19 protein-coding genes are annotated in these 20,593 nt (G+C 64.2%); 9 read left to right on the forward strand and 10 right to left on the reverse strand.

Annotated elements, in window-relative coordinates; genetic code table 11:
- Window positions 1-22: 22 nt before the first annotated feature.
- The 3 genes from lptB (at window position 23) to ctrA (ending at window position 3,180) form a co-directional block, all read left to right on the forward strand.
- Window positions 23-778: an LPS export ABC transporter ATP-binding protein gene (gene lptB, locus BUA05_RS08080; RefSeq protein WP_072674152.1), complete on the forward strand. Its 756-nt coding sequence runs from the start codon at window positions 23-25 to the stop codon at window positions 776-778.
- Between the two features lie 9 nt (window positions 779-787).
- Window positions 788-2,281, forward strand: coding sequence for an RNA polymerase factor sigma-54 (gene rpoN / locus BUA05_RS08085; RefSeq protein ID WP_072674153.1), 1,494 nt, complete (start codon window positions 788-790; stop codon window positions 2,279-2,281).
- A 203-nt stretch (window positions 2,282-2,484) separates the two neighbouring features.
- Window positions 2,485-3,180 carry a response regulator transcription factor CtrA gene (ctrA, locus tag BUA05_RS08090; protein WP_072674154.1) on the forward strand — a complete coding sequence of 232 codons (696 nt, stop codon included), beginning with the start codon at window positions 2,485-2,487 and terminating at the stop codon, window positions 3,178-3,180.
- Window positions 3,181-3,307: 127 nt separating this feature from the next.
- Here ctrA and BUA05_RS08095 read toward each other — a convergent pair whose 3' ends face one another.
- The gene (locus BUA05_RS08095; RefSeq protein WP_072674155.1) at window positions 3,308-4,525 is read right to left on the reverse strand and encodes a mechanosensitive ion channel family protein; all 1,218 of its coding nucleotides are present in this window, start codon (window positions 4,523-4,525) and stop codon (window positions 3,308-3,310) included.
- A 95-nt stretch (window positions 4,526-4,620) separates the two neighbouring features.
- On the opposite strand from BUA05_RS08095, the gene trmB reads away from it, so the two are divergent.
- The gene (trmB, locus tag BUA05_RS08100) at window positions 4,621-5,322 is read left to right on the forward strand and encodes a tRNA (guanine(46)-N(7))-methyltransferase TrmB (protein WP_072674156.1); all 702 of its coding nucleotides are present in this window, start codon (window positions 4,621-4,623) and stop codon (window positions 5,320-5,322) included.
- A gap of 29 nt (window positions 5,323-5,351) precedes the next feature.
- Window positions 5,352-6,581, forward strand: a complete 1,230-nt coding sequence (locus BUA05_RS08105; protein WP_084662536.1) for an S-methyl thiohydantoin desulfurase family protein — start codon at window positions 5,352-5,354, stop codon at window positions 6,579-6,581.
- A gap of 9 nt (window positions 6,582-6,590) precedes the next feature.
- Here the strand turns inward: BUA05_RS08105 and BUA05_RS08110 are convergent, their stop codons facing one another.
- Complete coding sequence (locus BUA05_RS08110) at window positions 6,591-8,864, reverse strand: NADP-dependent malic enzyme (protein ID WP_072674158.1); 2,274 nt, start codon at window positions 8,862-8,864, stop codon at window positions 6,591-6,593.
- A 150-nt stretch (window positions 8,865-9,014) separates the two neighbouring features.
- Between BUA05_RS08110 and mutS the strand changes: the two genes are divergently transcribed.
- Together mutS and BUA05_RS08120 are read left to right on the forward strand one after the other, a co-directional pair.
- Entirely contained in the window at window positions 9,015-11,657 is a 2,643-nt protein-coding gene (gene mutS, locus BUA05_RS08115) for a DNA mismatch repair protein MutS (RefSeq protein WP_084662537.1), read from the forward strand.
- 42 nt (window positions 11,658-11,699) lie between these two features.
- Complete coding sequence (locus BUA05_RS08120) at window positions 11,700-12,164, forward strand: hypothetical protein (protein ID WP_072674159.1); 465 nt, start codon at window positions 11,700-11,702, stop codon at window positions 12,162-12,164.
- Window positions 12,165-12,183: 19 nt separating this feature from the next.
- Here BUA05_RS08120 and BUA05_RS08125 read toward each other — a convergent pair whose 3' ends face one another.
- The 4 genes from BUA05_RS08125 to gluQRS form a co-directional block, all read right to left on the reverse strand.
- Window positions 12,184-13,053, reverse strand: a complete 870-nt coding sequence (locus BUA05_RS08125) for a 3-hydroxyacyl-CoA dehydrogenase NAD-binding domain-containing protein (protein ID WP_072674160.1) — start codon at window positions 13,051-13,053, stop codon at window positions 12,184-12,186.
- Window positions 13,054-13,127: 74 nt separating this feature from the next.
- Window positions 13,128-13,703, reverse strand: a complete 576-nt coding sequence (locus tag BUA05_RS08130) for a cob(I)yrinic acid a,c-diamide adenosyltransferase (protein WP_072674161.1) — start codon at window positions 13,701-13,703, stop codon at window positions 13,128-13,130.
- Window positions 13,704-13,721: 18 nt separating this feature from the next.
- Window positions 13,722-13,952, reverse strand: coding sequence for a hypothetical protein (locus tag BUA05_RS08135; protein WP_072674162.1), 231 nt, complete (start codon window positions 13,950-13,952; stop codon window positions 13,722-13,724).
- A 24-nt stretch (window positions 13,953-13,976) separates the two neighbouring features.
- Window positions 13,977-14,807, reverse strand: coding sequence for a tRNA glutamyl-Q(34) synthetase GluQRS (gene gluQRS / locus BUA05_RS08140; protein ID WP_072674163.1), 831 nt, complete (start codon window positions 14,805-14,807; stop codon window positions 13,977-13,979).
- A 155-nt stretch (window positions 14,808-14,962) separates the two neighbouring features.
- On the opposite strand from gluQRS, the gene BUA05_RS08145 reads away from it, so the two are divergent.
- Complete coding sequence (locus tag BUA05_RS08145; RefSeq protein WP_072674225.1) at window positions 14,963-15,571, forward strand: HNH endonuclease; 609 nt, start codon at window positions 14,963-14,965, stop codon at window positions 15,569-15,571.
- A gap of 189 nt (window positions 15,572-15,760) precedes the next feature.
- Here the strand turns inward: BUA05_RS08145 and BUA05_RS08150 are convergent, their stop codons facing one another.
- From BUA05_RS08150 to BUA05_RS08165, 4 genes are all read right to left on the reverse strand, one after another.
- Window positions 15,761-16,942: an acetyl-CoA C-acyltransferase gene (locus BUA05_RS08150; protein WP_072674164.1), complete on the reverse strand. Its 1,182-nt coding sequence runs from the start codon at window positions 16,940-16,942 to the stop codon at window positions 15,761-15,763.
- Window positions 16,943-17,052: 110 nt separating this feature from the next.
- Entirely contained in the window at window positions 17,053-17,502 is a 450-nt protein-coding gene (locus BUA05_RS08155; RefSeq protein ID WP_072674165.1) for a MaoC family dehydratase, read from the reverse strand.
- A gap of 111 nt (window positions 17,503-17,613) precedes the next feature.
- Window positions 17,614-18,996, reverse strand: a complete 1,383-nt coding sequence (locus BUA05_RS08160) for a DUF5935 domain-containing protein (RefSeq protein ID WP_072674166.1) — start codon at window positions 18,994-18,996, stop codon at window positions 17,614-17,616.
- Window positions 18,993-19,226, reverse strand: a complete 234-nt coding sequence (locus BUA05_RS08165; RefSeq protein ID WP_072674167.1) for a hypothetical protein — start codon at window positions 19,224-19,226, stop codon at window positions 18,993-18,995. The genes BUA05_RS08160 and BUA05_RS08165 overlap by 4 nt, the downstream gene beginning before the upstream one ends.
- Window positions 19,227-19,318: 92 nt before the next feature.
- On the opposite strand from BUA05_RS08165, the gene BUA05_RS08170 reads away from it, so the two are divergent.
- The gene (locus tag BUA05_RS08170; protein WP_072674168.1) at window positions 19,319-20,587 is read left to right on the forward strand and encodes a TIGR04063 family PEP-CTERM/XrtA system glycosyltransferase; all 1,269 of its coding nucleotides are present in this window, start codon (window positions 19,319-19,321) and stop codon (window positions 20,585-20,587) included.
- The last annotated feature ends 6 nt before the right edge of the window (window positions 20,588-20,593 follow it).

Below are 20,593 nucleotides of genomic sequence, written 5' to 3' on the forward strand. Positions count from 1 at the left end.
TGAAACGTCCCTATCCGAAACGATGGCCGAAGCGGCTCCCGCCACCCAGCCGCTGGGCACCGGACTCGAGGTGATCTCGATCGCCAAGAGCTATGACAAGCGCGCGGTGCTATCCGATATTTCGTTCAGCGTCGCCAAGGGCGAGGTGTTCGGCTTGCTCGGCCCCAATGGGGCGGGGAAGACCACCTGCTTCTATTCGATCATGGGTCTGGTGAAGCCGGATTCGGGCCGCATCCTGATGGATGGCGAGGATGTGACCAAGTTGCCGATGTATCGCCGCGCGATTCTGGGGCTGGGTTATCTGCCGCAGGAAACCAGCATCTTTCGCGGAATGACGGTGGAACAGAACATCAATTGCGTGCTCGAACTGGTCGAGCCCGATAGCACCACCCGCGCCGCCGAACTGGAACGCCTGCTCGACGAATTCGGCCTTGCGCGGCTGCGCGAATCGCCCGCGATGGCCCTGTCGGGCGGCGAGCGGCGGCGCTGCGAAATTGCCCGCGCGCTGGCGGCCAAGCCTTCGATCATGCTGCTGGATGAACCCTTCGCCGGGATCGATCCACTGTCGATCAGCGACATCCGCGAGCTTGTGCGCGACCTCAAGGCGCGCGGTATCGGGGTGCTGATCACCGATCACAACGTGCGCGAAACGCTGGATATCGTTGACCGCGCCTGCATCATCTACGGCGGGCAGGTGCTGTTCGCCGGCAGCCCGCAGGAACTGGTCGCCGACGAGAACGTGCGACGCTTGTATCTCGGCGAGAGCTTCACGCTCTAGCATACTGGCATGGCTCTCGGCCCCCGCCTCGATTTACGGCAGACACAATCGCTGGTGATGACGCCGCAATTGCAGCAGGCGATCAAGCTGCTGGCGGCATCGAACCTCGAGATTGAAAGCTTCATCGCCGAGGCGCTGGACGCCAACCCGCTGCTCGATACCGCGACGCCCGCGCCCGACGAGCCTGAGCGCGGCGAGGTTGCGGTTGCCCTTCCCGAAGATGCGCCTGCCGACCAGTTGATCGCGCTGGGCGGCGGCGAAGGCGATGCCCCGCTCGATCTCGCCTCGGTCGACCGGGACTGGGACACCGGCGATGGCGCGGCGCGCGGTGCCCGCGATGCCGAATGGGGCGCTGCGGCGAGCGCGGGCGGCGATTTCGCCGAACTGCCCGACTGGGAACAGCTGCGCGCCGCCGAGGTGACGCTGACCGAGCACCTCGACGCCCAGATCGGCACGATGGCAAGCGACCCGCGCACCGGTTTCATCGCGCGCCGCATCATCGGCCTGCTCGACGATGCGGGTTATCTCGGCACGCCGATCGACGAGGTGGCGGATGATCTGGGCGTCGATCTGGTCGAGGCCGAAGCCGCGCTGGCGCTGGTGCAATCGCTCGACCCCTCCGGCGTGGGCGCGCGCAATCTGGCGGAATGCATCGCCATTCAGGCGCGCGAGGCCGATCGCTATGATCCCTGCATGGCCGCGCTGATCGCCAATCTCGAACTGGTGGCGCGCGGCGAGGTGGAGCGCCTCAAACGCCTGTGCCGCGTGGATGACGAGGATTTCGCCGACATGCTGCGCGAATTGCGCAGCTATGACCCCAAGCCCGGCCTCGCCTTCGCGCCGTCTGCCACCAGCACCGTGGTGCCCGATATCCTCATCAGCGCCAATGCCGCAGGCGGGTGGGACATTGCGCTGAACGAGGAGACGCTGCCCCGGCTGATCGTCAATCGCGGCTATTTCGTCGAGCTGAGCGGCAATGCCGGGGACAAGGCCGCGCAAGGCTGGCTCAAGGAAAAACTGGCCGATGCACACTGGCTGATCCGCGCGCTCGACCAACGGCAGAAGACGATCCTGAAAACCGCCGCCGAGATCGTGCGCCAGCAGGACGGGTTCTTTCGCCGCGGGGTGGCCGAACTGCGTCCGCTGACCTTGCGCGAAGTGGCCGAGAAGATCGAAATGCACGAAAGCACGGTCAGCCGCGTCACCAGCAACAAATACCTCGCCTGCGCGCGCGGGACGTTTGAACTGAAATATTTCTTCACCAGCGGGGTCGGATCAGCTGATGGCGAGGGTGCGTCGAGCGCGGCGATCAAGGCACGGATCAAGGCGCTGATCGATGCCGAGACAGTGAAGAAGATCCTGTCCGACCAGCAACTGGCCGACATGCTGAAGCAGGAAGGCTTCGACCTTGCCCGGCGCACCGTGGCAAAATACCGCGAGGCGATTGGCCTAGGGTCGAGCGCAGAACGACGGCGCGCCAAGAAGCTGGCAGGGCTGCGTTAGGAGTTTTCCCGGTCAGCCGGGCGGCGCGTAAAGCCAATTTGCCGGCGCGAATCCCGCCGCACGCGGGTGTGACTCGAAAGACTCACTCCAAAAAGTTAACGCTCTAAACTTCTTATTAACCTTTTTTGGTGAGAAGTGGCGTGGTTAATTCACGGCAACCTCTCCTAAGCAGGGGTTACCAGGGGCAAACAGAGGACCCATTGATGCGTGTGCTGCTGATCGAAGACGAACCGACCACCGCCAAAGCGATTGAGCTGATGCTTACGACCGAAGGTTTCAATGTCTATTCGACCGACCTCGGCGAAGAGGGCCTGGATCTGGGCAAGCTGTATGATTACGATATCATCCTGCTCGATCTCAACCTGCCCGACATGCATGGCTATGACGTGCTGAAAAAGCTGCGCGTCGCCAAGGTGCAGACCCCGGTGCTGATCCTGTCGGGCATTTCGGAAATGGATTCGAAGATCCGCAGCTTCGGTTTCGGCGCTGATGATTACGTGACCAAGCCGTTCCACCGCGAGGAACTGGTCGCCCGCATCCATGCCGTGGTGCGCCGGTCCAAGGGCCATTCGCAAAGCGTGATCCGCACCGGCAAGCTGGCGGTCAACCTCGACGCCAAGACAGTCGAAGTCGATGGCGCCCGCGTGCATCTGACCGGCAAGGAATATGCGATGCTGGAGTTGCTGAGCCTGCGCAAGGGCACGACTCTGACCAAGGAAATGTTCCTCAACCACCTTTATGGCGGGATGGACGAACCAGAACTCAAGATCATCGACGTGTTCATCTGCAAGCTTCGCAAGAAGCTGAGCCATGCTTGCGGCGGCGAGAATTACATCGAGACCGTGTGGGGCCGTGGCTATGTGCTGCGCGACCCGAACGAGGAAGCCGAAGCGGCGTAACTCGTTTCGCCCTCAAACGCCGGGCGGCGGACATCCGTCCGCCTTGGCTTTCGCGCCATAAGGCGCAGCGGGCCGTCGCCCTTGCGGCCCTTCGGGCCGATCGGCCTGATTCCTTCGCACTCTTGCCCTATTGTGGCTCTGCGTGGGCAAGATTGCCGAAATCGACCCCGGTCGGCTCCTGGAACAACCGCAGGTGGAATTCGGGCATGATCGCCAGCATGTGATCGAAGATATCGGCCTGTATGCTCTCATATTCGACCCAGGCGGTGGTATCCGTAAAGCAGTATAATTCCAGCGGCAGGCCCTGCCCGCCCGGCGGCAATTGCCGCACCAGCAGGGTAAAATGCGCATTGATCCGGGGGTGATGCTGGAGATAGGCCAGCACATAGGCGCGGAAGCTGCCGATATTGGTCAACCGCCGACGATTGACCGGGTTTTCCTCACCCGCAACCTCGCGCCCGTTCCACGCGGCAATCTCGGCCTGCTTTTCCGCCAGATAGGGCCGCAGCAGCCGGAAGCGGTGCAGCGCGGCAACTTCATCCTCGGTCAGAAATCGGATCGTGTTCTGGTCAAGCGGCAAGGCGCGCTTGATCCGCCGCCCGCCCGCCTCGCTCATCCCGCGCCAGTTGCGATAGGAATCAGACACCAGCCGATGGGTCGGGATGGTGGTGATGGTCTTGTCGAAATTCTGGACCTTCACCGTGTGCAACGAGATGTCGATGACATCGCCATCGGCGTTCATCCCCGGCATTTCGATCCAGTCGCCCACCCGCAGCATATCATTGGTGGACAGCTGCACACTGGCGACAAGGCTGAGGATCGTATCCTTGAACACCAGCAGCAGCACCGCAGTGATCGCGCCCAGCCCGGACAGCAGCAGCAATGGCGATTCGTCGATCAGGATCGAGATGACGATCAGCGCCGCCCCGCACAGCACGATGATCTTGACCACCTGCAGATAGCCCTTGATCGGGCGGTTCCTGGCATGTGGCAGGCGTTCGTACAATTCGTTGAGATAGGTCAGGGTCTTGGCGATCGCCAGGGCGACCGACAGCACGATCAGCGTCTGCGCGACATTGCCCACCACCTCGCGCGCGGTGGCCGGCAGATAGGGCACCAGATTGATCCCGTTCGACACGATCAGCAGCGGCACCACCGTGGCAAGCCAGCCCACCGCCTTGTCGATTGTCCGCGTCTTGCGATCGAGCCACGGGGCGGCGGCGCGCAGGATCACGTGCTTGAGCAGATAATTCGCCGCCAGCGCAGCCAGCGTCAGCACTGTCAGTCCGATCAGCGATTGCAGCCATGCGGGCTGCTGCGCGAGAAATGGCGCGACCTGCTCCATGCCGGGGGCGATAGCGGCAATCGCCCCGTCACTGCAAGGCAAGCCAAACAGCGGGGCTGGACAAGCAGGCGCACCCGCGCCTAGCGGCTGCGGTCATGACAGCATTCAAGGAAGGCGATCCGACCACCATCGCCCGGCTTTACGGGCGCAGCGTCGGCAAGAAATTGCGCGGCCGGCAGCAGGGACTGGTCGATAACCTGCTGCCGCAGATCGCCGTACCGGTTGAAGGCCCGGTGACATCCGAAGTGCTGTTTGGCGATTCGCGCCCGCTGCATTTCGAGATCGGCTTTGGCGGTGGTGAGCATCTCGCCTATCGCGCCGATCTCCTGCCCAACCATGGATTCATCGGCGCCGAGCCGTTCCTCAACGGCGTCGCTCAGGCGTTGACCCATGTGGAGGAGCAGCGGCTCGCGAATGTCAGGATTCATCACGGAGACGCGCTCGAAGTGCTGCGGCGGGTGCCGGACGGCGCGCTGACGATGCTGTATCTACTGCACCCCGATCCTTGGCCCAAGGCCAAGCACGCCAAGCGGCGGATGATGAACGACGGCCCAGTGCAGATGTTCGCCGACAAGCTGAAGCCCGGCGGTGAATTCCGCTTCGGCACCGATCATCCCGTCTATGTCCGCCACGCGCTCATGGTGATGCAGCGGCATACGGACAAGTTCGAATGGGTCGTCGATGGCCCTTCAAGCTGGCAGAACCGGCCAAGCGGGTGGTGCGAAACCCGTTACGAACACAAGGCGCGCACCGTGTTCGGCCACGAGGTGTGGTATTTCAGGTTCCGTCGGCGTTAAAGTGCCCCTGATCAAAGGGGACACATCACATGGCATCACGGCGGCAATTTCTGGGTGGTTTGGCAGTCGCAGCGGGCACGCTCGCGGCGTGTAAGGAGATTAATGCGGGCGATGGGCCATCCACCGGATCGCGCGCCGCGAATTCCAACGCTGTGGCGCTGGATGCCGAGGGGCTGGAGGATGCGCTGGTCGGCAGCTCCTATCTTGGTACTGGCGGTGGCGGGAGCCTTGCCGAAGCGCGCGATTTGATTGCGAAGGATCTTGCGGCAGGACTTGCGTTCACGGCCCTGCCCGTTGCAGCCTTGGTCGATACGGACCGGGTTGCGTGCCCCTACGGCCTCGCCAGTCTGGCCCCCACCAGCGAGGAAATGCAGGCTAGGCTGGATGCGATTGATCCGGTGGGTGAGCCTGTGCAACTCGCCTTCGAAACGCTGGAGCGGCATATCGGGCAGAAATTCGCCGGCGTTATTCTGGGCGAAATCGGGCCTCTCAGTCTTGCAGAAGGGTTGTCCATAGCCGCCCGGCTCGGCGTGCCTGCGCTGGATGCTGATACGGTCGGGCGCGCGGTTCCGGAGATTAACCAGCATTCGGTGAAGGTCGCGGGACTGCCGCTCACCCCGATCGGCGCGGCAACCCCGTTTGGCGATGAATTGGTTGTTGGCACATTGGGCGACCCCAGCCGCGCGGAGGATATCCTGCGCAGTATCGCCGTGGCGAGCGAAGTTTGCGGGGTCGCCGACAGCCCGATCACCGGCGCTCAGGCCAAGGCAAATGGCACGCTGGTAAAAGGCAGCCTTACCCTGGCCCGCGAAATCGGCGCAGCGGTTCGAGCCGCCAGATCCTCGGGCGCTGACCCGATTGAAGCGGCGCGACTCGCTGGCGATGGCTATCTGCTGTTCACTGGGACGGTGAGCGAATTCGACTGGCGCGATGAAGACGGGTTTCTAGTCGGAGAACTGGCGCTGGCTGGCAGTGGCGATTTCGCCGGGCAAAGCTTTGATACAGAATACAAGAACGAACATCTGATCGCCCGTCGCGATGGCAGCGTGGTGGCAACCTGCCCCGACCTGATCTCGGTCATCGATATGGAAAGCTTTGACGGCGTGAACAACCCTGATTTCACCAAAGGCCAAAATGTCGCCGTGCTGGGCTTTCGGTGTGATCCATTGTGGCGGACTGAAGCGGGTCTTGCCGTCTTCAGTCCGCGCTATTTCGGGTATGATGAGGACTATGTCCCGATCGAGGAACGACTGGCCTGAGGTCAGGAACTAACCCACGACCCCCGCGCTCGACAGAACTGCCAGCGTCAGCACGTCAGGCGCGGCCGCTGTCATCGGCACGATCTGCACCGGCTTCTCCATCCCGATCAGCATCGGGCCAATCGTGGTGTTCGAGCCCAGCTCTCGCAGCAGCTTGGCCGAAAGATTGGCCGATTGCAGACCCGGCATGATCAGCACGTTGGCAGGCGCGGACAGGCGGCTGAAGGGATACAGGCTCATCACCCGCGGGTTGAGCGCCGCATCGGGGGCCATTTCACCTTCATATTCGAAATCGCAGCCGTCGCGATCAAGGATCGCCACCGCATCGCGGATATTGCTGAGCCACTGCCCCGAAGGATTGCCGAAAGTCGAATAGGACAGGAAGGCGACGCGCGGTTCGTGGCCCATGCGGCGGGCGACTGCCGCGGTTTCCTTGGCGATATAGGCCAGTTCCTCGGAATTCGGGCGCTCGTTGATGGTGGTATCGGCAAGGAATGTGGTGTGGTTCTTGCCGATCATCATATGGATGCCGAAGGGCAAGGCGTCTGGTTTCTTGTCGAGAACGAGGTTCACTTCGCGCACGGTCTGGGCATAGGTCCGGGTGACGCCTGAAATCAGGCCATCGCCATGGCCAAGCGCCACGAGCAGCGCGGCAAAGACGTTACGCTCCTGATTGACCATGCGGCGCACGTCGCGCTCGGTATAGCCGCGCCGCTGAAGCCGCTTGTAGAGATAGTCGACCATGGCAGGCACGTATTCGCTGTCGGCCGAGTTCTGGATTTCGAAGCTGCCCGGATCGGACACGGAAAGCTGGTGCAGCTTGTCCATCACCGCCTTGGTCCGTCCGACAAGGATCGGCGTACCATAGCCGAAGTCGCGGAACTGGATCGCGGCGCGCAGCACTACTTCCTCTTCCGCCTCGGCAAAGACCATCCGCTTGGGATTGGCCTTGGCTTCGTTGTAAACGCCGGTCAGCACCGCGGTTGTCGGGTTGAGGCGCGATTTCAGCTGATGGCGATATTCGTCGAGGTCTGCGATCGGAGCCTTGGCCACTCCCGAATCCATCGCCGCCTTGGCCACAGCCGAGGAAACGACCTCAATCAGGCGCGGATCGAAGGGTGCGGGAATGATGTAGTCCGTCCCGAACTTCTGGTTCTTGCCATAGGCACTCGCCACTTCTTCGGGCACGCGTTCGCGCGCGAGTTCGGCGATGGCGGTGGCTGCGGCAACCTTCATTTCCTCGTTGATCGTCGTCGCCTGCACGTCGAGCGCGCCGCGGAAGATGAAGGGGAAACCCAGCACATTGTTGACCTGATTTGGAAAGTCGCTGCGCCCGGTGGCGATGATCGCGTCAGGGCGAACGGCCTTGGCTTCGTCCGGCATGATTTCCGGCGTCGGGTTGGCCATGGCGAAGATGATCGGTTTATCCGCCATCTCTGCCACCCATTCGGGCTTGAGCGCGCCAGCGGCCGAAAGGCCGAGGAAGATGTCCGCGCCCTTCAGCGCTTCTTCGAGCGTGGTCGCGTCGGTCGCGACGGCATGCGCGCTCTTCCACTGGTCCACCCCGTCACGCCCCGGCGTGATCGGGCCGGATCGGTCGCACATGATGACGTTTTCGTGCCGCACGCCCATCGCCTTGATCAGCGCGGTACAGGCAATCGCGGCAGCACCCGCACCGTTCACGACGACCTTAACATCCTCGATCTTGCGATCGGTCAGGTAACAGGCGTTCAGCAGGCCCGCGGCAGTGATGATCGCCGTGCCGTGCTGGTCATCATGCATGACCGGGATCTTCATCCGTTCGCGCAAGGCGGCCTCGATAATGAAGCATTCGGGCGCCTTGATGTCTTCCAGATTGATGCCGCCAAAGGTCGGCTCCATCAGCGCGACGGCATTGATGAAGGCCTCGGGATCTTCGGTGTCGAGTTCGATGTCGATCGAATCCACATCGGCAAAGCGTTTGAACAGCACCGCCTTGCCTTCCATCACCGGCTTCGATGCCAGCGCGCCGAGATTGCCCAGCCCGAGGATCGCGGTGCCGTTGGAAATCACCGCGACCAGATTCGCCTTGGCTGTGTAACGGGCCGCCAGCGAGGCATCGGCAGCAATCGCTTCAACCGGGGCGGCAACGCCGGGGGAATAGGCCAGGCTGAGATCGCGCTGCGAGGTCATCGGCTTGGTCGCGACGATTTCCAGCTTACCCGGACGGATCGTCTCGTGATAGAACAATGCCTCGCGGGTGGTGAAGCCGCCCCTGTTCTGATTGGCGTTTTCCTCGGCCATTATGCCTGTTCCCTTTTGCCTTGATCCGGTCGTCAGCGGCTGGTCTTAGACGCGCCGATGGCCAAGCGATAGGCCACAAATGGCCCGAGTCGGGGGAAAGCCGTAAGGGCAGTCATTCCGAATCGCTCAAGGTGTGGCTAGTCCGGCAGGATGGCCGCGCGCGACGATCCCAAACCCACCCCGATGATGGCGCAATATCTCGCGCTGCGGGCCGAGGCGGGCGATGCCTTGCTGTTCTACCGGATGGGCGATTTCTTCGAGCTGTTCTTCGACGATGCGCGGGCCGCCGCGCAGATCCTCGATATCGCGCTGACAACGCGCGGAGAACATAATGGTGAGCCGATCCCGATGTGCGGGGTGCCGGTGCATTCGGCGGAAGGCTATCTCGCGCGGCTGATAAAGGCCGGATGCCGGGTGGCGATTGCCGAGCAGATCGAAACGCCCGACGAGGCGAAGGCGCGCGCCAAGCGTGAAGGCACGCCATCGTCCAAGGCATTGGTGGCGCGTGCGATTGTGCGGCTGGTGACGGCCGGCACGCTGACCGAGGAAGCCCTGCTGAACCCGCGCCGCGCCAATGTGCTGGTGGCGCTGGCCGAACTGCGCGGCAGCATCGGGATCGCTGCCTGCGATGTTTCGACCGGCGCGATGGTGCTGGAGGAATGCGAGGCCGGGATGCTGGGCGCGGTGCTGGCGCGGATCACCCCCAGCGAAGTGGTGGTGCCCGAAGACTGGGCAGATGGCCCGGAAGGGGCGATTTCCCGCCCGCGAAGCACCTTTGCCAGCGATGGCGGGGCCGACCGGCTGCGCGCCATCCATGGTGTGGCGACGCTCGACGCCTTCGGCGATTTCTCCCGCGCGATGCTCAGCGCAGCCGGGGGCCTGATCGCCTATCTCGACCATGTCGGGCGCGGTTCGCTCCCGCTGCTGCTGCCCCCGGTGCTGCGCGAGGCGCGCAGCGGCATGGCGATGGACGAGGCGACGCGGGCAAGCCTCGAAATCCTCGAATCATCGCAAGGCGGGCGCGCAGGCAGCCTGATCGGCGCGGTGGACCGCTGCGTCACAGGTGCCGGATCGCGGCTGCTGGCAGAAGACCTGTCCGCGCCGCTGCTCGATGCCGGGCAGATCGAGCGACGGCTCGCGCTGGTGCAGTTCTGGCAGGGCCGTCCGATTGAACGCGCGCAATTGCGCGATGCCTTGCGCGCCATCCCCGATCTGGGCCGTGCGCTGGGACGGGTGGTGGCAGGCAGAGGCTCGCCGCGCGATCTCGGCCAGTTGCGCGATGGCCTGAACGAAGCGATGCGGCTGCACCAGTGGCTCAGCGGTGCGCCCGATCGGCCCGATCTGCTCGATGATGTGCTGGCCCGCCTGACCGGCCACGGTGCGCTGACCGATCTGCTTGCCCGCGCGCTGGTGCCCTCGCCCCCGACCGAACGCGCGGGCGGCGGCTATATTGCCGATGGATATGACGCCGCGCTTGATGAACTGCGCGTCACATCGGGCGATGCCCGCCGCGCGATTGCGGCGATGGAGGCGCGCTATCGTGACGAAACCGGGATCGCGACGCTCAAGATCCGGCACAATGGCGTGCTCGGCTATTTCATCGAGGTGCCCGCGCGCCATGCCGACCGGCTGATGGTGCCCGAAAGCAGTTTCACCCATCGCCAGACGATGAAGGACGCGGTGCGGTTCAACTCGCTGAAGCTGCACGGGGAAGCCGCCCGTATCGCCGAGGCAGGAGGCCATGCACTCGCCGCCGAGGAAGCCCATTTCGAGGAGTTGGTGGGCGAAGTCGTCGCGGCGAGGGAAACCATTGCCGCGACCGCCGCCGCGCTTGCCCGGATCGATGTCGCCGCCGCCAATGCCGAACGGGCGGCCGAAGGCGACTGGTGCCGCCCGGAGATCGCCGAGGATGCGGGCCTTGCCATCACCGGCGGGCGGCATCCGGTGGTCGAGGCAGCGCTGGCCAAGGCGGGCGAGCGGTTTGTGGCCAATGATTGCACACTTGGCCCGGATAACCGGTTGTGGCTGATCGGCGGCCCGAACATGGGCGGCAAATCGACCTTCCTGCGCCAGAACGCATTGGTCGTGCTGCTGGCGCAGGCGGGGTGTTTCGTCCCGGCCCAAGCGGCGCGGATCGGGCTGGTCGATCGCCTGTTCAGCCGGGTCGGCGCGGCGGATAATCTGGCGCGCGGGCGTTCGACCTTCATGGTCGAAATGGTCGAAACCGCCGCAATCCTTGCCCAGGCCAGCAATCGCAGCTTCGTGATTCTCGATGAAGTCGGGCGCGGAACCTCGACCTATGACGGCTTGGCGCTCGCCTGGGCCGTGGCCGAGGCGGTGCATGGCGCTATTCGCTGCCGCTGCCTGTTCGCCACCCATTATCATGAACTCGCGCGGCTGGCGGAGACCTGCGAGGCCTTGTCGCTGCACCATGTCCGCGCGCGCGAATGGCAGGGCGATCTGGTGCTGCTGCACGAACTGGCCGAAGGGCCGGCGGATCGTTCCTATGGCCTCGCGGTCGCGCGGCTGGCCGGGGTGCCCGCGCCCGTGGTCGAACGGGCGAAGGCGGTGCTTGAAAAGCTTGAGGCGACCCGCGAGGCAACCGGCGGGATTGCCGCCGGGCTGGGCGATCTGCCGCTGTTCGCCGCCCTGCGCCCCGAGCCTGCGCCGCCCTCCCCCGAGCAGCAATTGGCACAGGCCCTGCACGCCGCCGATCTTGATGCGCTGACCCCGCGAGAGGCGCTGGACCTGCTGTATGAATGGAAGCGCGCCCTGCCCACCAAGCCGCGCTGATTTCCACCAAAGTTTAACCAGATCCGCGCTATCCCTCGGCGCATGTCGAAAACCCTGTTCGCAAACAGCAAGACCGCAATCGCCTTTGCCGGAATAACCATCATCGGCGCGGTGGTGATGATCGGTCCGCAGGATGGCGGCGGCGTGCTTGACCGCGCGATCGATACCTATGGAACGCAGCGCGAAACCATTGTCGAGGAGGCGCGCAGCGTCTCCGAGGAACGCAGCGAGGACGTCACGCTTGCGCCGCTTGATCCCGACAGCGGCTGGGGCGGCACGCCAGCCCCGGTGTTCGGCGAGTTTGCGCCCGAGGTTGACCCTGACGAGCCGCCCGTCGCGGCCCAGCCTTCGCAAGGTCCGCCTGCGGACACGCGCGGGCCCACGCCCGGCATCCGGATCGGCGGCCCGGTTGTCGCCCATTCGCCGGGGATTCTCGTCCCGCGTGAACAGGCTGAGCAAGCCGTCCCGGTCATCACGTCGCGGGCGCTGATGGTAGAGCCGGAATAAGCCGCGGCCCGCCCCCGCCTCAGCGGGTCGGCACCGGCGCTTCGCCCGTGTAATCGTAGAAACCGCGCCCGGTCTTGCGCCCCAGCCACCCGGCCTCGACATATTTCACCAGCAGCGGTGCGGGGCGATACTTGCTGTCACGGGTGGTCCGGTAAAGCACCGTGATAATGTCGAGACAGGTATCCAGCCCGACGAAATCAGCGAGCTGCAACGGCCCCATCGGGTGATTGAGGCCGAGCCGGCAGCCCTTGTCGATATCCTCGATCCCCGCGGTCGATTGCCCCAGCACGAACACGGCTTCGTTGATCATCGGCAGGAGGATGCGGTTGACCACAAAGCCGGGTTCGTCCTGACTCAGCACCACTTCCTTGCCCAGCCCGCGCGCAAATTCTGTGACGCTGTCGGTGGTTGTCTGCGCGGTCGCGAGGCCGGGGATGACTTCGATCAGGCCCATGACAGGCACCGGATTGAAGAAATGCAGGCCAATGAAGCGCGCCGGATCAGGCGAATGATTGGCCATGCGGGTGATCGGGATCGATGAAGTGTTCGACGCCATGATCGCGCCTGCGTTCAGCACCTTGCCTGCGCTTTCGAAGATCGCGTTCTTGATTTCCTCGCGCTCGGTCGCGGCTTCGACGATCAGGTCGGCTTCGGCGAAAGGCGCATAATCGGCCACCGGAGTGATGCGGGCGAGCAGGGCTTCGGCCTCCCCCGCCTCGATCTTGCCGCGCCCCATCAGCTTGACCAGCGCCTTTTCGACATTGGCCTTGCCCGCTTCGGCCCGGGCCAGATCAACATCGGCGAGCATTACGGTCATGCCATGGGCGGCAACTGTCTGGGCAATGCCGGTTCCCATCTGACCGGCGCCAATTACGGCGATGTTGCGCATCAGGTATTCCTTCGCAAGTGCAGCAAGAGCGCCGCCCTAGCGGGGAAGATCACGCCTGACTAGCGGGCATCTTGTTACCGGTTGGCGCCCGGAACCCACTTCACATCGGTGCGGCCATCATCATTGGCGACGCGGGCAAGCACGAACAGCAGATCGGACAGGCGATTGATATAGGCAAGCGCCGCCGGATTGACGGGGACTTCGGCGGCCAGCATCACCATCGCGCGTTCCGCCGCGCGGGTGGTGGCGCGGGCCACATGGACGCGCGCCGCAGCCTCGCTGCCGCCGGGCAGGACAAAACTGGTGAGCGGTTCAAGCCGTTCGTTGAGCGCATCGATCTGCGCTTCGATCCATCCGGCCTGCGCAGCAACGATCCGCAGCACCATTTCGGACGGGGTGAAATCATCATCCTGCGCCGGGGTGGCAAGATCCGCGCCCAGATCGAACAGATCATTCTGCACCCGGGTCAGCAGCGCGCGCTGGCCTGCATCGCCGATGGCGCAGATAGCGAGGCCGATGGCGCTGTTGGCCTCGTCAACCAGCCCCATCGCATCGATGCGGGCCGAATGTTTCGGGCAGCGCGAGCCATCGACAAGGCCCGTCGTACCGTCATCGCCGGTGCGGGTGTAGATCCTGTTGAGCTTGACCATCAGGGAAGACGCAGGGCTTCAGCGGGCAACGGCAAGGATGATCGCCACGACCACGATTGCCATCGCCTGATACTTGATGCGCGCAAACATCGCCTTGTTCTGGGCAAGCTGCATGTCGGTCGCGGTTTCAGCCTCGCCCGTTTCAAGGTCGATCCGGGTCGTCTTGAGAAAGGCGACGATCCCCTTGATCAACGAGAACGCGACAAGGCCCATCAGGACCAGCAGAACGGCGATGAGGAAATAGGTCATGGCCCCTAAATGGATGGTCAGCCGTCAAGTTCCAAGCCGCAAATGCTGCAAGCGCAATTGTTCGGCAAGCATCCGGCCATTTTCGCCTGCCAGCCGCCGCTCTGCCAGCGCAGGCGAACTGCGCCGCTTGGCGAGTTTCTGGCCGGTATCATCCATCAGCAGCGCATGATGGTGCCAGCGCGGCACGGGCAGATCGAGCAGCGCCTGCAAGGTGCGATGGACGTGGGAGGCGGCGAACAGATCGGCTCCGCGCGTCACCAGTGTCACACCATCGGCGGCATCATCAAGCGTGACCGCGAGGTGATAGCTGGCGGGCAGGTCTTTCCGCACCAGCACCACATCGCCCAGCCCCGACAGGTCGACCGGGATGGGTCCGGCAAGGTCATCCTCCCACACCAGCGGCCCGGTTGCCGCCAGCGCCCTGCCCGCATCGAGCCGCCATGCCGCTGGCAGCGCGGGATCGGGCGGGATGCGTTTGCAGGTGCCGGGGTAGATCAGGCGCTCTGCCCCGGATGCCGCCCCCGCAGCTTCAATCTGCTTGCGGGTGCAGGTGCATGGATACAGCAATCCGCGCGCCTTCAGCGCTGCGGCGGCGGCAACATAGGTGGCAAGACGGGTCGATTGCGCGGCGGTCTCTTCCCATTCCAGCCCCAGCCATGCCAGATCGCGGCGGAATTCATCGGCCAGTTCGCGGCGTGACCGCGGGCCGTCGATATCCTCGATCCGCAGCAGGAACCGCCCGCCGCCGGCCTTCGCCAGATCATGCGCGATGATCGCCGACAGCGCATGGCCAAGATGCAACGGCCCGTTGGGGCTCGGCGCGAAGCGGGTGACGAGCGGGCGGTCTTCCGTCATGGCGGGAGGCCATGCCACAGGACTTATCCTCGCGCTATCCACAGCCGCTCCACAGGCCCCCAACAGCTTGGCCCTGTGGATAGCCAGGTTGTAACGGGTTTGACTCTTTGCCCTGCCACGTCAGGATGGCAGCAATCAGGGAGGAACGCAGCACGGTGTTCAAAGCCGAACTGATCGAGAAAGCAGCCCGGTTCCGCGGCGTCGATGAAGATCCGACGCGCAACCTTTCGGCCTGTCCGGCGCTGGTGCTCAACGCCGATTATACCCCGCTGTCCTATTACCCGCTCAGCCTGTGGCCGTGGCAGACCGCGATCAAGGCGGTGTTCCTCGACCGGGTGGATATCGTCGCCAGTTATGATCGCGAGGTGCATTCGCCCAGCCTCGACATGAAAATCCCCAGCGTGATCGCGCTCAGGCAATATGTGAAGCAGAGCGAATTTCCCGCCTTCACCCGTTTCAACCTGTTCCTGCGCGACCGTTTCCAGTGCCAATATTGCGGCAGCGGCGAACACCTGACCTTCGATCACGTGATCCCGCGCCGGCTGGGCGGGCGCACCACGTGGGAAAACATCATCACCGCCTGCGCGCCGTGCAACATGAAAAAGGGCGGGCGGACACCGAAACAGGCCGGGATGCCGGTGCACCAGTCCCCGATCCGCCCGACCAGCTGGCAGTTGCAGCAGTACGGCAAGCTGTTCCCGCCGGGCTACCTGCACGAGACATGGCGCGACTGGCTGTATTGGGACATCGAGCTGGAGGCCTGACCGCTTCGGCTGGACGAAAACGGCGCAGGAGTTGCCCCCCGCGCCGCCCGTGTTTCAGTGGTGGTCTACCGGCTTCAGGTAACGCAAGCGCAGGCTGGCGACCCCGCCTCAAGCAGCGAAGCGGTAGGCAGCCAATCCCGCCTCAAGCAGCGCAGCGGTAGGCCTCCCAAGACTCCCTCCGCTCCCCGCTCAGAACACCTCGAACAGGCCTGCTGCGCCCATGCCGCCGCCGACGCACATGGTCACGACGACATATTTCGCGCCGCGACGCTTGCCTTCGATCAGCGCGTGGCCGGTGCAACGTGCGCCGGTCATGCCATAGGGGTGGCCGATCGAGATCGAGCCGCCGTTGACGTTGAGGATGTCGTTATCGATGCCCAGCTTGTCGCGGCAGTACAGCACCTGCACCGCGAAGGCCTCGTTGAGTTCCCACAAGCCGATGTCGTCCATCTTGAGGCCGGTTGCTTTAAGCAGCTTGGGGATGGCGAAGACCGGGCCAATGCCCATTTCGTCAGGCTCGGTGCCCGCCACCGCCATGCCGACATAGCGGCCGAGCGGCTGAAGGCCCTTCTGTTCGGCGAGCTTGGCTTCCATCAGCACGCTGGCCGAGGAACCATCCGACAACTGTGAGGCGTTGCCAGCGGTGATGCACATCCCCGGGCCCATGACGGGCTGGAGCGATTGCAGGCCTTCGAGTGTGGTCGAGGGGCGGTTGCCTTCATCCTTGGCAAGCGTGATTTCCTGATGGCTGACTTCGCCGGTTGCCTTGTCCTTCACCGCCATGGTGGTGGTGACCGGGACGATTTCGGCATCGAAACGCCCGGCTTCCTGCGCGGCCGCTGTGCGCATCTGCGATTGCAGGGCGTATTCGTCCTGCGCCTCGCGGCCGATATTGTAACGCTTGGCCACGGTTTCTGCCGTGCCGAGCATCGGCATGTACACGTCCTTGTGCATCGCGATCAGCGAACGATCGGGCGCAACGCGCATTTCCGGCGTCTGCACCATCGAGATCGAATCCTGACCCCCGCCGACGACGATATCCATATTGTCGACGATGATCTGCTTGGCCGCGGTGGCGATGGCCATCAGGCCGGACGAACACTGGCGGTCGATGGTCTGGCCCGAAACGCCCACCGGACAACCGGCGCGCAGCGCGACCTGGCGGGCGATGTTGCCCGCCTGCGTGCCCTGGGTGAGGACTGCGCCCCACACCACATCGTCGATGGTGCCGGCATCGATGCCCGCACGCTCAATGGCGGGGGCAAGGCTGTAGGCGCCGAGCGTGGCGCCCGGCGTGGCGTTGAAGGCGCCCTTGTAAGCGCGCCCGATCGGCGTGCGGGCGGTGGAGACGATAACGGCGTCACGTGCCATGGGGGTATCCTTAATTAAGAGGGAGCGAGCCTCCGTGCAGGCGGGGGCCTCGTTAGGGGGGGCGCTGACCCGATTGCGGTTCCCGCCTTCGCGGGAACTCACCGATCAGTTTAGACGAAGAACAGCGTCATCCATTCGCAGATCAGGGCGGGCTTGTCCTCGCCTTCGATCTCGATCGTGATCTCGACCGTCTGCTGCCACTGGCCGGGGCGCTTTTCCGCCATTTCCAGCAGCTTCCAGTGGCCGCGGATACGCTTGCCGGAACGGACTGGGGCGATGAAGCGGGTCTTGTTGCCGCCGTAGTTGACCGCCATCTTGATCCCGTCAACGCGCGGCATATCGCTGTTGGCGCTGAGGTAGGGGATCATCGACAGGGTGAGAAAGCCGTGGGCGATGGTGCCGCCGAACGGGGTCATCTTCGCGGCTTCTTCGTTGACGTGGATGAACTGGTGGTCACCGGTCGCCTCGGCGAACTGGTTGATGCGTTCCTGGCTCATTTCGGCCCATTCGCTGGTGCCGATATTCTCGCCGACCTTGGCGGCCAATTCCTGCGGGGTCATGGGTTTCCTCCTCTGATTCGCGCCGGCGCAATCCCATGCCGCCGCGCGCATTTTCCGGAGGCTTCATGGCGCATCATCGGAGGCAGCGCAACGCCCCTGCCTGCCGGGCCGTCATGCCGCTACGGCACCGCGCATCTTGCCGCCGATGGCCGCGCGCCGCCTTTCATTGCGCTCGTGCTGGCGCTGCGCCGAATCGATCCGCGCGCAATAGGAATTGAGTCCGATCTGCAGCCCCACCAGCATCAGCATCACCGGCTGGTAGCCAATCCCCTGGAACAGCGCGCCGACAAGATAGATCAGCGCGCCCATCTGCAGCGCGGCGGCAAAGGGCGCAATCCATACCTCATCTTCGCCCTGCGCCCCCTTCCAGCGGCGATAGATCCGCTCCATCTGCCACAGGCCCAGCGCGTGCAGCGAGAGCCAGATCGCAAGCCCCGGCCAGCCCTGTTCGCCGAGCAACTCGAACACCGATGAATGGAACGCACGGCCTTCGTCGACCACTTGCTTGTATGTCACGCTGGTGCTGTTGCCGGACACTTCCTTGACCTGCATGACATAGGCAAAGCGATTGGCGCGAAAGGAATCGAACCCGCCGCCCAGCGGCTTTTCGGCGACGTAATCAAGCGTCCATTGCCACACGGCCATCCTGGTCGAGGCGCTTTCGTCGCCGCCCGGTTCTGCAATCGTCGCCATGCGATCATAATAGCTCTGCGGCAGGAACGGCAGCGCCACGAGGCCCAGCATTCCAGCCCCGGCGATGAACAGCAACCGCTTGCGGGTGTAGCGCAGCAGCAGCACGCCGAGCGCGGCGATGCAGAGCAGGCCGGTCCGCGCCTCGGTGCCGATCGGCACCAGCAGGCAGGCGAAGGTCAGCGCTGCGGCAAAGGCGGTCACCATCCAGTGCGGCTTTAAGATCGTCCCGTGGCGGGTGAACCACCAGATCATCGGGATCAACCCGATCGCGACCGTCGCCAAAGTCGAACTTTCATAGATCCCGCTATTGTCATCGACGAAGAAGTTGAGGCTATCATACCCGCCCCCGCCCAGCACGGTTTTCATCCCGGCACCGATCACGATGGTGGCAATCGCCAGAACCAGCATCAGCGCCAGAGCCTCGATCCGGACGCGGGTGGTGAGGGTGAAGGGCAGGAAAATCGCGAACAGCAGCGCCTTCCACACCCATTCCCACTTGGTCGCGGCGTCCTCGGGAAAATCGGCATTCCCGGTGCTCCACCAGCAATAGACCAGCAGCGCCAGCAGCAAGCCCTGCCGGATCGAAAAGCGCCCGCCTTCCTTGCGGTCGAGCACCAGCCAGCCGCCGAAGGCAGCGGCAAAGGCGATCAGCGAAACCGGCAGGGTGGTGATCAGCGAATAGCCGATGCGCTGGGGCGCGAGGATATCGATATAGACATAGAGCAGCACCCACAGAAACGGGCGCTTCAGCCCGAGCAGCAGGACGTAGAAGATAAAGGCGAGGAAGATCAGATCCATCATCCGGGATGGGTGTCCCCGATGTCAGCTGTGCCTTGCGCGTCCCTGTCCTTGCCGAGTGCCTGCCGCGCTGCACTTCGCCGTGCTTCGATGGCGGCCAGACGGTTGCGTTCCTGCTCGGATTTCATCCCCTCCAGCAGCGGATCGGCATCCAGATCATCGCGCAGCACGAGCCGCAGCAGCGCGATGGCCATGAGGGCATGGCCGAGAGCAAGCGCGAAATAATCGATCATCGAAAGCGAAGCTCCAAAACGGGCCGTAAAGGCAGCTTTACCGTGCGCCGGTTGACGCCACGTTAAGCACACCTGCGTTAGGCGCCTGCCCCATGACCCGCGTGCTCCACGTCCTCGACCACTCGCTGCCGCTCCACAGCGGCTACACCTTTCGCACCCGCGCCATTCTGAAGGCGCAAGCGGGGCTGGGTCTGGAGGTGCGCGGGATCACCGGGCAGCGCCACAATCTGGAAGCGGCGGATGGCGGCTCACCCGAAGAAGCCGACGGGCTGATCTTCCACCGCACGCCCGGCCTGCCCGAAGGCCCGCCGCCGTTTCGCGAGCTGGGCGAGATTTCCGCGCTGGACAGCGCCATTCACGCGCTCGCGCAGGAATGGCGGCCCGATATCATCCACGCCCATTCGCCCGCGCTGTGCGGCGCGGCGGCGCAGCGGGCTGCGCGCGCGCTCGGTGTGCCCTTCGTCTATGAAATCCGCGCCTTCTGGGAAGATGCCGCAGTCGGCAACCTCACCGGCACCGAGGGCAGCCTCAAATACCGCCTGACCCGCGCGCTGGAAACGCGGGTGGCGCGGGCGGCGGATGCGTTGTTCACCATCTGCCACGGGCTCAAGAATGATCTGATCGCGCGCAGCATTGCCCCTGACCGGATCGGAATCATGCCCAACGGGGTCGATCTCGACCTGTTCGGCGAACCCGGGCTGCGCGACGATGCGCTGGCGGCAGAACTGGGACTGGCGCCGGATGGGCCGGTAATCGGCTATATCGGCAGCTTCTACGCCTATGAAGGCGTCGATGATCTGATCGCCGCCATGCCGATCCTACGGCAATCGCACCCCGATGCGCGGCTGCTGCTGGTCGGTGCTGGCCCGATGGCCGATGCATGGCGCGCGGCGGCTGCCGCTCTGCCCGAACCTGACGCGGTGATCTTCACCGGCCGCGTGCCGCACACCGAGGTCGAACGGTATTATTCGCTGGTCGATGTGCTCGCCTATCCACGCAAAGGGCAGCGCCTCACCGACCTCGTCACCCCGCTGAAGCCGCTGGAAGCCATGGCCCAGCGCCGGCTGGTCGCGGCATCGAGTGTCGGCGGCCACCGCGAACTCATCACCGACGGCGAAACCGGCACGCTGTTCGCGCCCGACGATCCCGCCGCCTGCGCCGCGGCGCTCGCCCGGATGCTCGATGCGCGCGGGGCATGGGAAGCGATCAAGGATCGCGCTGTCGCCCATGTCCGCACCCGCCACGACTGGGCCGCGAATGCGCGCCATTATCTGTCTGTTTACCATCTTTTGCTAGCCGGAGATCGCCCCAATCCCGCCGCTGATCGCGCGGGGTCAGGGTTTGAACGAAAGGCGGGATAACAGGCG

Origin of the sequence: Erythrobacter sanguineus, assembly GCF_900143235.1 — a bacterium.
Classification (GTDB): Bacteria; Pseudomonadota; Alphaproteobacteria; order Sphingomonadales; family Sphingomonadaceae; genus Erythrobacter; species Erythrobacter sanguineus.

What these genes read in the sequence shown, in the direction of transcription:
- rpoN (WP_072674153.1), top strand. Translation starts at nt 788, where the DNA reads ATGGCTCTCGGCCCCCGCCTCGATTTACGGCAGACACAATCGCTGGTG.
- BUA05_RS08135 (WP_072674162.1), bottom strand. Translation starts at nt 13,952, where the DNA reads ATGACCTATTTCCTCATCGCCGTTCTGCTGGTCCTGATGGGCCTTGTC.
- gluQRS (WP_072674163.1), bottom strand. Translation starts at nt 14,807, where the DNA reads ATGACGGAAGACCGCCCGCTCGTCACCCGCTTCGCGCCGAGCCCCAAC.
- BUA05_RS08155 (WP_072674165.1), bottom strand. Translation starts at nt 17,502, where the DNA reads ATGACCCCGCAGGAATTGGCCGCCAAGGTCGGCGAGAATATCGGCACC.
- BUA05_RS08165 (WP_072674167.1), bottom strand. Translation starts at nt 19,226, where the DNA reads ATGATCGATTATTTCGCGCTTGCTCTCGGCCATGCCCTCATGGCCATC.
- BUA05_RS08120 (WP_072674159.1), top strand. Translation starts at nt 11,700, where the DNA reads ATGTCGAAAACCCTGTTCGCAAACAGCAAGACCGCAATCGCCTTTGCC.
- BUA05_RS08170 (WP_072674168.1), top strand. Translation starts at nt 19,319, where the DNA reads ATGACCCGCGTGCTCCACGTCCTCGACCACTCGCTGCCGCTCCACAGC.
- ctrA (WP_072674154.1), top strand. Translation starts at nt 2,485, where the DNA reads ATGCGTGTGCTGCTGATCGAAGACGAACCGACCACCGCCAAAGCGATT.
- BUA05_RS08095 (WP_072674155.1), bottom strand. Translation starts at nt 4,525, where the DNA reads ATGGAGCAGGTCGCGCCATTTCTCGCGCAGCAGCCCGCATGGCTGCAA.
- BUA05_RS08130 (WP_072674161.1), bottom strand. Translation starts at nt 13,703, where the DNA reads ATGGTCAAGCTCAACAGGATCTACACCCGCACCGGCGATGACGGTACG.
- lptB (WP_072674152.1), top strand. Translation starts at nt 23, where the DNA reads ATGGCCGAAGCGGCTCCCGCCACCCAGCCGCTGGGCACCGGACTCGAG.
- BUA05_RS08150 (WP_072674164.1), bottom strand. Translation starts at nt 16,942, where the DNA reads ATGGCACGTGACGCCGTTATCGTCTCCACCGCCCGCACGCCGATCGGG.
- BUA05_RS08105 (WP_084662536.1), top strand. Translation starts at nt 5,352, where the DNA reads ATGGCATCACGGCGGCAATTTCTGGGTGGTTTGGCAGTCGCAGCGGGC.
- BUA05_RS08125 (WP_072674160.1), bottom strand. Translation starts at nt 13,053, where the DNA reads ATGCGCAACATCGCCGTAATTGGCGCCGGTCAGATGGGAACCGGCATT.
- BUA05_RS08110 (WP_072674158.1), bottom strand. Translation starts at nt 8,864, where the DNA reads ATGGCCGAGGAAAACGCCAATCAGAACAGGGGCGGCTTCACCACCCGC.
- mutS (WP_084662537.1), top strand. Translation starts at nt 9,015, where the DNA reads ATGGCCGCGCGCGACGATCCCAAACCCACCCCGATGATGGCGCAATAT.
- BUA05_RS08160 (WP_072674166.1), bottom strand. Translation starts at nt 18,996, where the DNA reads ATGATGGATCTGATCTTCCTCGCCTTTATCTTCTACGTCCTGCTGCTC.
- trmB (WP_072674156.1), top strand. Translation starts at nt 4,621, where the DNA reads ATGACAGCATTCAAGGAAGGCGATCCGACCACCATCGCCCGGCTTTAC.